We start from the raw sequence: 12,924 nt of genomic DNA, 5'->3' as shown, positions 1-12,924 counted from the left end.
GAGGTCCTGCTCGGCGGTGTGGATCCTGGTGCGCAGTCCGGCCTGGGCTCGGGAGTGGGAACGCTCAAGGCGGGTCAGGGTGGCGACTTCCTGCTCAAGCTCGGCGCGTTCGAGGACGAGCGGGTCGCCAGAGGCGAGGGCCTTGACCTCGTTGAAGCTGAGGGTGTTGTCGCCGAGGTCCTCGATCTCGCGCTGGTCGAGGGTGCCGTCATGATCTGGTCGATGAACTTCGCCTTGCGCTCCACGGTCTGCCACGAGTAGGCGTCGAAGCTGCCCTCGACGACGTAGCGGTAGATCCCGACCTCGGGGTTGAGGTTGCCCTGGCGCAGGATCCGCCCTTCGCGTTGCTCGATGTCGGCTGGCCTCCAGGGGCAGTCGAGGTGGTGCAGGGCGACCGCCCTCGTCTGGATGTTCGTCCCGACGCCCATCTTCGAGGTCGACCCGATGATGACGTCGACCTGCCCGGTGCGGCACTGCTCGAACAGGAGTGCCTTCTTGCGGTCGTTGTTGGCCTCGTGGATGAAGCGGACCCGGGCCGGGTCCATGCCGCGCGCGACGAGCTCGTGCCGCAGGTTCTCGTAGACGTTGAAGGGGGCGGAGCCGGTCGGGGTGCCCAGGTCGCAGAACACGATCGTCACCGCACGCTTGATCTGAGGGTCCTACTCAAGCGGCTGGCAGAGCCGCAAAGTGTTGCCGAACGGGTCCGGGACCACGATGGTTGGGCCGCCGGGGAAGGATGGGTCAATGCCCGGGCGAAGCTTGGGGTGTGGGCGTGATCGAAGGTCGGCCAGCAGAGCGTCGATGTCGAGTACCGGTATCCAGGACACGGATCCGGGCACTCCATCACCGTGGTGCTCCGAGAGGTCTATGACTGCGTCGTCGCGTCGTGCCCTGACGTACAGGGGAAACCCCGGTTCGAACCGGTGCTCCCACTCCGGCGTGAAGCCGAGGTAGTCGAGGTAGAACTCCCGTGCGAGTTGCTCGTCTTGCACTCGGATCACGGGTATTGCTCCGCCAAGGCCGGCTGTAGAGGGCGTAAGTGCGGCGTGCGCGGTGTTCCAGTCTCGGTACCCAAGTTGTTGGGCGACCACCTCGAGTGCCTGGCTGTGCGTGACCGACACGTCCAGCGTGGCGAGTGAGGTGCGCAGCGCCCGGGCGGAAGCCTTGGCCTGGTCGAGGGTCGTCGTCATGCCGAGTCGCTCTCTGGGTGTGCAGTACAGCCGGTGCTCGCGTTACCGACCAAGACACCCTTGGAAAGAGCGCACGGACGGAAAGGATGTCCCGATCACTTCACCTCACCGATGACCGGCGCGAGCGGCGGGCGTGATCGTCAGCCCCCAACAATGTACCGGGAGCTGACCCGCCAGCGCCGGTCGCAGCTGAGCATCCCGGCTGCGGCCAGCGATGACTGCAATCGTTGCGAGTTGGCCCAGGCATACTCGGGGCCGCGGACGCCGCGACGCTGACGCACATCGAGCAGCATGGTGATCCCGTCCCTGGTCAGGCCGTCCAGGAACGACACGTCATCGAAACCGTAGACGCCGATCGTCCTCAGCTCACCCATCAGCAGTCACCTCCTCCGCGTGCTGCCCGCGCCGGGCACGGCCGGCGCGGGCAGAAGGGGTCGCTCAGGCGACGGCGGTCCCTTCGAGTTCGATCATCTGGCCGGGGATCGCCAGCCGTGTCACCCCGAGCATGGTGGTGGTCGGCGCTACCTGGGCCGCTCCCAGCCGCGAGGCAAGCACCCCGTAGTTCTGGAAGAGCAGGTCAACGTCGGTGGTGTAGACGTTGAGCCGGACGAGGTTGGCCAGTGACATGTCGGCCGCCGTGAGCACGGCCTCCAGGTTGTCCAGGCTCAACGTCACCTGTGCTGCCATGTCTCCGTCATGTTGGGGAGTTCCGTCGGCCCCCATCGCAGTCTGCCCAGAGCAGTACAACGTCCGGGTCTGGCCGGTGACCAACTCGCCCTGGTTGAAACCCATCTCCACCGACCACGTCACCGGGTTGATGGCCACTCGTTCGATTGCCACTTCAGCTCCAATCAGATTCCATCGGGGGTTGCCCGCGTTCGCGCGTCGCCGCGATTCGGCGGCGCGTCACCACCCAAGCGCTGAATCACGACACCTTGTGTCAGGTATTCGGTAGCGTCCATGCCGTGCGCGCTGACCGGTTGGTGTCTTTGGTCCTGCTGCTGCGTCAGCGTGGCCAGTTGACCGCGGACGTCTTGGCCAAGGAACTCGAGGTCTCCACCCGCACCGTCGTGCGTGATATCGAAGCGCTCTCCGCGGCCGGTGTCCCCGTCTACGTCGAGCGCGGCCGACACGGTGGGTACTCGTTGCTGCCAGGGTTCCGCACCGAGCTCACCGGACTCAACCACGACGAAGCACTCGCGCTGCTCACCGCTGGCTCGGGACCCGGCGAGCAGATCTTCGGGCTCGGAACGGCTCTGGCCTCAGCGATGCGAAAGATCGTTGACGCACTCCCCGACGGCCATCAAGTCGCCGCGAACAACGCGGCCCAGCGATTCCTCGTCAACCCCGAGACTGATCTGCTCTCGCGTCGCCTGACCCAAGACGGGCTGCCCGACGCCACTTTGATGGTCGTGCGACGCGCTGTCCTCGACGGACGCAAACTGCGGATCCACTACGCCTCCCGGGGGCAGCCACCCCAGTGGCGCACAGTGGACCCGATCGGCCTGGTCACCGTGCGAGACAAGGGCTACCTGCTGGCCACCGAGTCAGGCACCGACCGAACCATGCGGATTTCACGGATCGAAGCCGCTGAAGAGCTTCCCGAACCAGCGCAACGACCGGATCAGGTCGACCTCGAACTCATATGGGCACAACGCTGCGCCCAGTTCCTGTCCGACGGCCACATCCCCGTCCACGTACGGGTTGACCCGAAACGCCGCGATGACCTCCTCGACATGGCCGAAGCCGTCCGCGCCGAGGAGCCAGAGCCAGACGGATGGCTACGCCTCGAAGTCACCTTCCAAGACCTCTGGCATGCAGAGTGGGCGCTGTGGCAACTCGGCACCAACGCCGAAGCGCTCACGCCGCGCGAACTACGCCTCTCCCTGCGCACCCGGGCACAAGCGGTCGCCGACCGCTATCGAGAGCGAGCCTGAGCCCTACCGATCAGACGCTCGTCACCCCGTCCCTGCCGCACTTCCGGGGTGATGTCGAAACTCACCAACACCTGACCTGCTCCAGAACTGAGCAGTGTCAAGACCGACCCCCATTCGGTGTCGGGCGAGACCTCCATAGCCACGCTGTGACGTTCCGTGCCATCGTCTGCGCGTGAGCAGAACGAGCCCATGGCCGAAGACCATCGATAGCGTGCTGCTGCGCGACCCCACGCCCGCCGACGTGGACGCCATCGCGAGTTTCCGCAACCTCCCGGAGGTTGGCCGCTGGCTGATCGTCGCCCACGAGTCCATGGAGGACCTGCAAGACTACTGGCCGTCAGTGACGAGCAGCGACACCGACTTCTCCTGCATAGCCGAGGTCGATGGCCAGGTCGCGGGACTCGGGTACCTCGAGATTCACGACGGCATGGGCCAGCCCGGCAAGCCCCAGGGGACCGACGCAAGCATCGGGTACATCGTGCGGCCCGGTTGTCAGGGACGCGGGATCGGCTCAGCGATCGCATCAGGGATCGTGGAGGCAGCTTTCGTCGACCTCGCTCTGCGCCGTGTCACCGCTGGGTGTTTTGCCGACAACACCCGCTCCTGGCGCATCCTGGAAAAGGCGGGTCTCAAGCGGGAGCAGCACGGCCGTAGAGACTCTTGGCACGCCGAGCTCGGCTGGATCGACGGCTACACCTACAGTGCCCTATCCGAGGACTGGCTGCCCAAGCGCGGTCGTTAGACAGCCACTCCGAGTTTGGAGACTGCGCCGATACCGGGCGGAGCCGATCACGGGTGGTTCGCAGAGTTCAAGGTCTCACCCATACAGCCATCACGACCGGTTTCGCAGTCACATCCGACGATCGTCTACGCACACCGGTTCCGTCCCCGGCTCGGCGATCGGGAGCACTGCTAGCTGTTGCTGGCCAGGAGGTTGTTGACGGCATCGCACCGACTACGGATCCTCCGACCCACTGCTGCGGAGGTGGCGTCTTAGGCGAACGCCTGCCGAAGGAGGGCCGCGTCACCGCGCAGTTCTCCTGCACCGAGCGCGTGGTCGACCGCGACAGCGCCGGCGACGAGGCCTACAACGGTTTCGGCCTCGGCCGCCAGGACGGTGTCCGGTCGATTCTCGTCACCGATGCGCGCGCTCGGCCCATCCTCGTCGATGCGCAGAACGATGAGCAGACCCTCCACCTCGAAGCCGATCTCCACTGGTGGCGTTGCCGTTCTCCCGTGGAGGATGGCGGGCAGGGCGAGCGTCAGCCACCGGGGCCGGAATTCGTCGTCGCCGCGCCCGGCGGCTAGCAGAGGGACGCCCCACCGACCCAGGGCCTCCATCGGCTCCTTGAGCTCCGTACCCCATCGCGTCAGTCCATAGACGACACCCGTGTCTCCCAGTACTCGCTCCACGACGCCGGTCTCCTCCATCGTCCGCAGTCGCTCGGCGAGGAGGTTGCTCGCAACGCCTGGCAGGGATGCTTTCAGCTCGCCGTATCGCAGGGGTCCGGGCAGCAGTTCGCGAACGATCAGAAGGTTCCAGCGGTTTCCGACGATGTCGAGCGCGCGCGCCAGTCCGCAGAACTGACCGTAGGATCGGCGCGATGTGGGATTGACATGCTCAACCATGCTTGATTATATCAAGTTGCGGTCGTCGTTGCCAGGGGCTGTCCGTGCTCCTGCCGTCAAGGAGGTATGGGCATGGAGATCAGCTGGGTTGGTGTGCTTCTTGCGTTCGTCGCGGGGATGGTCGTCGCGATGGCCTGGTACTCGAAGGGAGCCATCGCGGACGCCTGGGAAAGGCTGACGGGCATCACGCCGGAGAAGAGCAGACCCGTCCGAACACGGAACCTGATCCTGCTCGCCGTGTCCAACGCGGCGACCACTGTCGGACTGGCGTTCGCTGTCGGACTCACGTCGGCGGCTACCGGCAACGACTCCGTGTGGCTGGCCGTGGTGGTCGGGTTGGTCGCCTGGCTGGCCCTGTCCGCATCGACTCTTCTCCAGCACAACTCGTTCGAGCAGAAGCCTCTGAAGCTGACGATCATCAACACCGGCTATCAGCTCGCGCTGTTCCTGGCGATTACGCTGGTGCTGGGTCTGTTCTAGGCAGGTCGATTCATGACGGGACTATCACGTCCTTGCGCTAGGCGGCAGAGCGTGACCTCGAGCACAAGCTCGTCGATGGGTACTCGCAGCCACAGGAATGCGCCACTCACGCCCGAGGCCGCGGACGTCTCGTGGAGAGATGCCGCACCCGGCCGATCGCGCACGTGGCGGCCGAGATGGGCATCTCGCGGGCGACCGCATCGAAGTGGGTGAACCGCTACCAGAAGTTCGGCGAACTCGGGCTGCTTGATCGCTCGTCTGCTCCGGTTCGACAGCCGACCGTGACACCCGGCCAGACGGTGGCGAGGATCGAGCAGCTACGGCGCGAGAAGAAATGGTCGGCGTCCCGCATCGCATTCGAGCTTCACGCTGACGGCACCACCGTCAGTCGGCGCACGATCACCCGCCACCTGGCTCAGCTCGGCTTGAACCGCCGCCGGTTCATCGACCCCAACGGCGAGAACAACCGCGAGATCAATACGATCATCGCCAAGCATCCCGGACACATGGTGCACCTGGACGTGAAGAAGGTCGGGCGCATCCCCGACGGCGGCGGCTGGCGAGTCCACGGGAAGAACAGCCCCCAGGCCAGGGCCGCCGCCCGCGCGAAGACCCGCGGCGCGCGAGCGGGATACGCATACCTACACTCTGCGATCGACGGAAACACGCGCCTGCCGTACACCGAGTCGCTCGAGAACGAGCAGGCCACCACTGCGGTCGCGTTCCTGAACCGCGCCCGGGAATGGTTCGCCAAGCATGGCTCGTTGATATTCAGCCCTGGCGGGTATCTGGCGCGGTCAGGAGTCCTGTGACTGGGCGGTGGCGTTGTGGCGGTAGAACGTGGCGCGGGCCCAGCCCACGAGTCGGGCCGCGTCTGTGGCGGTGCGTCCTTTGGCGCGTGCGTCGTTGACGATCGCGAGCTTCTCGGCGATCACGGCTGGCTCCACGCGGGGTCGCCCGAACTGGGTGCCGGAGGCTTTGGCTGCGGCGATGCCGGCATTCACCCGTTCTGTGATCAGCTCCCGCTCGTATTCAGCCAAGGTGGCGAGCATGTTCAGCATCAGCCGTCCACTGGTGGTGGCTGGGTCGATGCCGTCTTGGATGGAGCGGATGCCGATGCCGGACTCGCGCAGCAAGGTCACCGTGTTCAGCACGTCGATCAGTGAGCGTCCCAGCCGGTCCACTCGCCAGACCACGACCGTGTCTCCAGCGGTGGCGTACTCCAGGAGTCGGCGCGTCCCTGGACGTTGCGCTGCGTTCTTGCTGCCCGAGGTGACGTCCGAGAAAACGTCCCGAGCCTCGACTCCCGCCGTGGTCAGCGCGTCCAACTGCAACTGCGCGTCCTGACTGGCCGTGCTGATCCTCGTGTACCCCAGAAGTCTCACCCACCCATCCTGCCTCAGAAACCCTTCCGGTGATGTCGTCTGAGACGTTTCTCGTCGAGACACTTTTCCGAGACACGCCTGCAGCCGCAGAACCGCGAGAGCTCGGTCCTCGGCAGCGACGTTAGATCGTGTCTCATCAACCTGTAGTTTCCTGAGACGCCACCACCGTGTCGCAAGACGTCCCCGTCCCGGTGAAAGGTCCGGACGGGGTAAACGGCGACGAAATGCCTCCGGGAACTTCGGCAGGCGCTGCGACCTGCTCCCGACCCTCGGACTTAGCCTGCGGCAACCTTCGTTTGACCGACGCGAGACCGCTGCATACCGCCCAGAATGATGTACCTCTGCAGAGCCACCTGCTTCGTCGTCCGCGAGGCAGAGAGCGGGTCAGCTTCACCGGAGCGCGAAGCACCGAGCCTTCGCGGGCTGTCGGTAGCGAGTGGCATACCTTGTTGTCATGGCGGACGGTAGCGGCATCGAGTGGACGGAAGCCACGTGGAACCCGACGACCGGCTGCGATCGCATCAGCCCGGGATGCGACAACTGCTACGCCCTCACCTTGGCCAAGCGACTCAAAGCGATGGGTAACCCGAAGTACCAGGAGGACGGCGACCCGCGCACAAGCGGCCCCGGCTTCGCAATCACCGAGCACCCATCCGCGTTGGACATCCCACGCCGGTGGGCGTCGCCTCGCGTCATCTTCGTCAACAGCATGTCCGACCTCTTCCACGCGCGAATTTCGTCGTCGTTCATCCGCGAGGTCTTTCAAGTCATGGAGGAGACGCCGCGACACACCTACCAACTGCTCACCAAACGGCCTCGTCGTGCGGCGCGTATGGCTGCCGAACTGCCGTGGCCAAGCAACGTGTGGCTCGGCGTCAGCGTGGAGACAACCGACCAGCTCTGGCGCATCGATGACCTGCGCCGAGTGCCCGCCGCGACCCGCTTTGTGTCCGCCGAGCCGCTCCTCGGCTCGCTTGCCTGCCTCGACCTCACTGGGATGCACTGGCTGATCGCCGGAGGGGAGAGCGGAGCCAACCACCGTCCCCTTGACCCGACCTGGGTGCGCGAGCTTCGCGACTCCTGCCGCGAGCAGGGCGTAGCGTTCTTCTTCAAGCAATGGGGTGGACGCACACCCAAGAGCAACGGGCGGGAACTCGACGGTCAGCTCTGGGACGAGATGCCGGTGCCTACGCAGGCTTAATCCTCAGGGTGAGCAGGTCGCTCTTGCCCTTCGGGTCGGTCGATGTGTTGCCATCGTCCAGCACTTTCTTCAAGGCTGCGCGCACATGCAGCGTGCGGACGACGCCCACGAGGTCTTGGCCGAGGATCTCTTCCGGCTTGTCGATGATGCGGAAGGCCTCGCCCTTCGCGAGCTCGTCGGTGATCCGCTCCGCGAGCGTCTCGACCCACTGCTTCTTGAGGAGTTCCTCCTGGACCTTCCAGTGCTTCTCCCACGCGTCGTTCTCCGCGAACAACGTGTTCTCGGCAGCCAGCTTGGCGTGGTACTTCCGCCACTCTTGGAGCCCCAGGGACGCCGACTCACCGAAGGTGAGCATCCCGTCGATGTGCCGTGTCGCGAAGACGAGGTAGTAGAGCGGCTTGAGGTCCGCGCGGGGGCGGACATCGATGACCCAGGTTCCCACTCCACCGCCTAGGCACTCCCGGAGTTTGGCGGCGTAGCCTTCCACGACCGCCTCTTCGGCGGCGACCTTGTCGTCCTCCGAGGCGTCCTTGTTCGCGCACTTCTCCAGCCAGGTGTCCCGCCACCAGTCACCGCCGCAGACGGCGTCAACGCGCTTCAGCGATGCCTCGATGGGGTTGTCACTTGTCAGCATGCCCGCGAACCGGCGCAGGTGCGCGGTCAGGTTGATCAGGACCTCGGTCGGCGCCGTGCCGCCAGGGCGGTTGAAGATGCTCACGACCTCGTCCATGGGGATGATCAGGCCGCATGGGTCTAGGTAGGCGAACAGGGGGATGCCCTCCGCGGCCCTGAGGAGCTTCGGCAGGTGAACGGAGATGTCCCCGTCATCCACCGTGACCGTGAGGCCGTTGCCGTCGGCTGCGACAACCTTGCGCAACTTGGCGACTGTGACAGGGTCCTGCTCGACAAAGTGGAGCTCGACCTGACGGGGGGAGCTCATCGCCGCCAGCTCGTGAGCCTTCCGGAGCAACATGGCGCCCGAGCCCTCAGCGCCGTCGTCGTACCGTCCAGCTCCGGCATACCCGTCGATGAAGGTGACCCGGTGGTCCAGCGACCTGCTGCCAGTCTTACTGGCGAAAGGCGTCGCGTACTGGTTGATGATGGCGTGCTTCAGCACGGCCGCCGATTTCCGGCTTTTGTGAAACTTGCTGGTGCTGCTGCTGGACACGCCTGTTGCCCCCGAAGTGATCTGCGCTGGGTGATCAGGCTATGCGAATGTTCGGACGGAGCGGGGCTACCGGCGACGGGGAGGCTCCTCGCCATTCAGCGCGCCGCCTACCGGGTGGAGGCGTCTCTGATTGGAGATGACCGCATCCCGGCGCTGCATGAAGAGGTCGAGGAGCTTCGTGCGGCGCGCCTGAGTTGGCTCGGTGCCTTCGACGATGGCCGTCGTTTGATCGGAGCGGTGGCGCGGGCCGAGGACGCCGACGGCGTCGACATCGACCGGCTGGTTGTCGATCCGGCGGCTCACCGCCGCGGTGCTGGACGGAAGCTCGTCCAGGCGGTGCTATTTCGGGCAGGGCATCGCCGCGCGACCGTGTCGACCGGACGGGCCAATCTGCCCGCACGCACGCTGTATCGGGGGCTGGGATTCCAGCAGTTGAACGACACCGAAGTGGTGCCTGGCCTCTGGGTTACACACCTAGCGCGCATCCCGTAGGCGGATCCCCTTGCGGCACGCAGCGAACGAGGATGGTTTGCGGAGTGGTCAGGCCAAGAACTCACCAAGCGCCGTGGTCAAGTCCTCGGGGGCTTGCTCGGCGATGTGGTGGCCGGAGTCGAGGCCGTGGCCGGTGACGTCGTCGGCCCAATCGCGCCAGATCGTCAGTGGGTCGCCGTAGAGGTCTTCAAGGTCGTCGCGGGTGGACCACAGGACGAGCAAGGGTTGTTGCACGCGTCGTCCGGCGGCGCGGTCTGCTCGTTCGTGATCGGCGTCGATGCCAAGGCCGGCCCGGTAGTCCTCCAGCATGCCGCGGACCACCTCCGGGTCGTGCACGGCGGCGCGCCACTCAGCGTGGTTGTGTTCTCCCATGGAGGCGGGATCGCCGCGGTACCAGGTGTCCGGGTCGGCGTTGATGACCCGCTCCGGCAGCTCGGGTTGGGCGAAGAAGAACCAGTGCCACCACTCGGTGGCGAATCGCGCGTCGGCGCGATCGAGGTGCTCACTGATCGGCAGACAGTCCAGCAGGGCCGCCCTCGTGACGTGGTCGGGATGGTCGAGCGCCAGGCGTAAGGCGTAGTAACTGCCGCGGTCGTGGCCTACCACCGCGAACTTGTCGTGTCCCAGGTTCCGCATCGCGGCCAGCAGATGTCCGGCACCTGCCCGTTTCGAGTGCGGTGAGTGGTCCGGAGCCGGTGTCGGCTTGTCCGAGCGGCCGTACCCCGGCAGGTCGGCACACGCCACCGTGAACCCTGCATCGACCAGCAGGGGTGCGACCCGATGCCAAGTCGAGGAGGTCCGTGGATGCCCGTGCAGCAGCAACACCGCCGGCCCGGCACCGCCGTGTCGCACCATCAGCCTTAACCCGCCGGCACCGTCGACCATCTCCTCGGTGAAGTCCTCGAACATGACCACAGTCTGCCGCGGCGCTGTTGTTGTTGTACGGGCAGCAGCCGTCCGATTGAGGATCCCCTTGCGGGGCATGACCAGCGGCCATGGCCCCGCGATGGTCGAGCAGCTCCGCCGCGGTACTTTGCACGACGCCATCCGCAAGGAGGGTCCTGTGCAATCTAGGCCGCGTGTCGTGTGCAGTCTTCGCTGCATCTCGACAGTCGGCTCACAAGCTGACGTCACCGAGCCGGGTTCGTCTGTCCAGCCTCCGGTCGCAGCCGTGACGCCCGGCAATCACTCCTGGTTGGTGGCGTCGCGTGCCGCCGGGACGACATGGGCGACGAGAGCGGGCCCCGCGGCAGACCCCCCGGCATTCTCCGGACCCGGCCAGCAGAACCTGACGCCGTCGAGGGAGCATTCAGCTCGATCCGGAGTACCGTTCCACCAATGGCTCAGGACGCGACGAACACGCATCTGTTGAACCGTCTCGTAGCGAACCCGGCCCGGACCGTCATGCTGGGCTTCGCCGTGGTGATCGCCGCGGGGACCGCGGCCCTGATGACCCCGCTCGCCGCCGAGCCGGGCGAGTCCACCGACCTGCTCACGGCGCTGTTCACCGCGACCTCCGCCACCTGCGTGACCGGCCTGGTCACGGTCGACACCGCCACCCACTGGTCCACCTTCGGCGAGCTGGTCATCCTCGCAATGATCCAGATCGGCGGTCTCGGGGTCATGTCCACCGCGACCCTGCTCGTCATGGTCATCGGCCGCAGGCTCAGCGCACCCGCCAACGTGCTCACCGGCGCGGAGTCACGCTCGATCGCGCACCGCAATCCCGCCCAGGTCCTCGTCGACGTCCTGAAGTTCACCCTGATCGTCGAGACGGCGACCGCCATCGTCCTGAGCCTTCGCCTACGTTCGACCTACCAAGCGGATTGGGGCGATGCCCTCTACTCGGGGTTCTTCCACGCCGTCTCCGCCTTCAACAACGCCGGCTTCGGCCTGCACGCCGACAGCGCCGTCACCTGGGTCGACGACCCGTGGATGTGCCTGCCCCTGATGGCCTCGGTGATGATCGGTGGCCTCGGCTTCCCGGTCTGGTGGGAGATGTTCCGGCACTGGCGGCAGCAGTTCCGCCGCTGGACCGTCCACGCGACGATCACCATCTGGGGCTCGCTCGTGCTGTGGATCGGCGGCACCGCGCTCTTCGCGGCCTTCGAGTGGCGCAACGACGACACGCTGGGCCCCCTCAGCACCGGCGGGAAGATCCTCGCATCCGGCTTCCAGTCCGTCGTGGCCCGCACGGCCGGCTTCAACAGCGTGCCCATCGGCGACCTCCACCAAGAGACCCTTCTACTCCTCGACGGCCTGATGTTCATCGGAGGAGGCAGCGCCGGCACCGCCGGCGGCATCAAGATCACCACCTTCGCTCTGCTCGGCTTCGTCATCTGGGCCGAGATCCGCGGCGAACCCACCGTGCGGATCCTCCACCGTCGCCTACCCCCCGCGAACCTGCGTCAGGCTCTCACCATTGCCCTGCTGGGTGTCGGTCTCGTCGTCGGGGGGACGGCCGTCCTGCTCATCGTCTCCCCCTTCCACCTGGACGCGGTCCTCTTCGAGGCGATCTCGGCCTTCGCCACCGTCGGGATGTCCACGGGCATCACCGCGGACCTCCCACCCGTGGGACAGGTCGTGCTCATCGTGCTGATGTTCCTCGGCCGACTCGGGCCGATCACCCTCGGCGCCGCCCTGGCGTTGCGCCACCGACCTCGACGCTTCGAGGTCCCCACCGAAAGGCTCCTCGTTGGCTAAGTACGACATCGCCGTCATCGGCCTAGGCCGCTTCGGCTCCGCCCTCGCGCTGCGCCTGGAGCAGAATGGGCAGCGCGTCCTCGGCGTGGACGTCGACGAGTCCGTGGTGGAAAACCTCAAGGAGGACATCCGCCACCTCGCGATCGCCGAGGCACGCGACGAGGAGACCCTCAGGCAGCTGGAGATCACCCCCGACACCCTCGTCGTCCTCGGGATGACCGACGTCGCGGCATCGCTGATGGCCGCCACGGCCCTCAGCGAGCTGGGGGTCCGTGACGTGTGGGCCAAGGCGGGATCACGCCAGCACTACGAGGCGCTGGACCGACTCGGCGTCACCCGCATCATCCAGCCGGAACACGAAGCAGGACTGTCCATGGCAGCCGAGCTGCTGCAGCGCTGACCGAACCGGCGCGGCCCTTGGACGTCTCGACGGCCGTCGAGGATCGTTTGGCGCGCTTCTCATACAGGGCCGCCTTGCAGTCGGTCATCCCGTAGACCATGAGTAGTTCGCGCACGAATGACTGGGCCTGCTGTTTCTCTTCGCCCGTTCAGGCGCCACTCCGCGGTGAATTTCGCGGCCCGCTTGCGAATTGGCGTGACCCCCGTTGGTTGGTCCGGGTGGTGTGAGAGTCCTTGCGGCCCACGAGGGTGGGCAGGAAGGCTCCATCACCATGACAACGAGGAAGCGACACACGCCTGAGCAGGTCGTGCGCAAGTTGGTCGAGGCCGACCGGCTGCT

15 protein-coding genes and 1 pseudogene are annotated in these 12,924 nt (G+C 66.1%); 8 read left to right on the top strand and 8 right to left on the bottom strand.

What is annotated here, in order from left to right; all coding sequences use genetic code 11:
- Positions 1-74 precede the first annotated feature (74 nt).
- From AB4Y78_RS08105 to AB4Y78_RS08090, 4 genes are all read right to left on the bottom strand, one after another.
- On the bottom strand, positions 75-638 hold the full coding sequence (locus tag AB4Y78_RS08105; protein ID WP_441713276.1) for a helicase-related protein: 564 nt from the start codon (positions 636-638) through the stop codon (positions 75-77).
- 21 nt (positions 639-659) lie between these two features.
- On the bottom strand, positions 660-1,190 hold the full coding sequence (locus AB4Y78_RS08100) for a glyoxalase superfamily protein (protein ID WP_441713275.1): 531 nt from the start codon (positions 1,188-1,190) through the stop codon (positions 660-662).
- 140 nt (positions 1,191-1,330) lie between these two features.
- Positions 1,331-1,564 (bottom strand): hypothetical protein, encoded by a 234-nt coding sequence (locus tag AB4Y78_RS08095; protein ID WP_441713273.1) that lies wholly within the window; start codon positions 1,562-1,564, stop codon positions 1,331-1,333.
- A 64-nt stretch (positions 1,565-1,628) separates the two neighbouring features.
- Positions 1,629-2,024, bottom strand: coding sequence for a RidA family protein (locus AB4Y78_RS08090; protein ID WP_441713410.1), 396 nt, complete (start codon positions 2,022-2,024; stop codon positions 1,629-1,631).
- Between the two features lie 131 nt (positions 2,025-2,155).
- Between AB4Y78_RS08090 and AB4Y78_RS08085 the strand changes: the two genes are divergently transcribed.
- Positions 2,156-3,127 (top strand): helix-turn-helix transcriptional regulator, encoded by a 972-nt coding sequence (locus tag AB4Y78_RS08085; protein WP_441713272.1) that lies wholly within the window; start codon positions 2,156-2,158, stop codon positions 3,125-3,127.
- Positions 3,128-3,299: 172 nt separating this feature from the next.
- The gene (locus tag AB4Y78_RS08080; RefSeq protein WP_441713271.1) at positions 3,300-3,869 is read left to right on the top strand and encodes a GNAT family N-acetyltransferase; all 570 of its coding nucleotides are present in this window, start codon (positions 3,300-3,302) and stop codon (positions 3,867-3,869) included.
- 251 nt (positions 3,870-4,120) lie between these two features.
- On the opposite strand, the gene AB4Y78_RS08075 is transcribed toward AB4Y78_RS08080, so the two are convergent.
- Complete coding sequence (locus AB4Y78_RS08075; RefSeq protein WP_259911130.1) at positions 4,121-4,756, bottom strand: winged helix-turn-helix transcriptional regulator; 636 nt, start codon at positions 4,754-4,756, stop codon at positions 4,121-4,123.
- A gap of 72 nt (positions 4,757-4,828) precedes the next feature.
- On the opposite strand from AB4Y78_RS08075, the gene AB4Y78_RS08070 reads away from it, so the two are divergent.
- Positions 4,829-5,236, top strand: coding sequence for a DUF1761 domain-containing protein (locus AB4Y78_RS08070; RefSeq protein WP_441737030.1), 408 nt, complete (start codon positions 4,829-4,831; stop codon positions 5,234-5,236).
- A gap of 75 nt (positions 5,237-5,311) precedes the next feature.
- Positions 5,312-5,997 (top strand): annotated as a pseudogene (locus AB4Y78_RS08065) (helix-turn-helix domain-containing protein); the annotation flags it as partial.
- A 36-nt stretch (positions 5,998-6,033) separates the two neighbouring features.
- On the opposite strand, the gene AB4Y78_RS08060 reads toward AB4Y78_RS08065, so the two are convergent.
- Entirely contained in the window at positions 6,034-6,621 is a 588-nt protein-coding gene (locus AB4Y78_RS08060) for a recombinase family protein (RefSeq protein WP_441715745.1), read from the bottom strand.
- Positions 6,622-7,075: 454 nt separating this feature from the next.
- On the opposite strand from AB4Y78_RS08060, the gene AB4Y78_RS08055 reads away from it, so the two are divergent.
- The gene (locus tag AB4Y78_RS08055) at positions 7,076-7,822 is read left to right on the top strand and encodes a DUF5131 family protein (RefSeq protein ID WP_068327929.1); all 747 of its coding nucleotides are present in this window, start codon (positions 7,076-7,078) and stop codon (positions 7,820-7,822) included.
- Here the strand turns inward: AB4Y78_RS08055 and tcmP are convergent.
- Positions 7,809-8,939, bottom strand: coding sequence for a three-Cys-motif partner protein TcmP (gene tcmP / locus AB4Y78_RS08050; protein WP_441737027.1), 1,131 nt, complete (start codon positions 8,937-8,939; stop codon positions 7,809-7,811). The two genes, AB4Y78_RS08055 and tcmP, sit on opposite strands and share 14 nt — an antisense overlap.
- On the opposite strand from tcmP, the gene AB4Y78_RS08045 reads away from it, so the two are divergent.
- Positions 8,928-9,482: a GNAT family N-acetyltransferase gene (locus AB4Y78_RS08045; RefSeq protein WP_441737024.1), complete on the top strand. Its 555-nt coding sequence runs from the start codon at positions 8,928-8,930 to the stop codon at positions 9,480-9,482. The genes tcmP and AB4Y78_RS08045 overlap by 12 nt on opposite strands.
- 48 nt (positions 9,483-9,530) lie before the next feature.
- Here the strand turns inward: AB4Y78_RS08045 and AB4Y78_RS08040 are convergent, their stop codons facing one another.
- Positions 9,531-10,391, bottom strand: coding sequence for an alpha/beta fold hydrolase (locus tag AB4Y78_RS08040; protein ID WP_072623517.1), 861 nt, complete (start codon positions 10,389-10,391; stop codon positions 9,531-9,533).
- A gap of 429 nt (positions 10,392-10,820) precedes the next feature.
- Between AB4Y78_RS08040 and AB4Y78_RS08035 the strand changes: the two genes are divergently transcribed.
- Both AB4Y78_RS08035 and AB4Y78_RS08030 read left to right on the top strand, forming a co-directional pair.
- The gene (locus AB4Y78_RS08035; protein ID WP_433955094.1) at positions 10,821-12,185 is read left to right on the top strand and encodes a TrkH family potassium uptake protein; all 1,365 of its coding nucleotides are present in this window, start codon (positions 10,821-10,823) and stop codon (positions 12,183-12,185) included.
- Entirely contained in the window at positions 12,178-12,585 is a 408-nt protein-coding gene (locus AB4Y78_RS08030) for a potassium channel family protein (RefSeq protein WP_259921726.1), read from the top strand. The genes AB4Y78_RS08035 and AB4Y78_RS08030 overlap by 8 nt, the downstream gene beginning before the upstream one ends.
- Positions 12,586-12,924 lie beyond the last annotated feature (339 nt).

Source organism: Janibacter sp. RAF52 (genome assembly GCF_052114035.1).
Classification (GTDB): domain Bacteria; phylum Actinomycetota; class Actinomycetes; order Actinomycetales; family Dermatophilaceae; genus Janibacter; species Janibacter hoylei.
Note: the sequence above shows the minus strand (reverse complement) of the source record. Positions and strands in the feature narration are given on the sequence as shown.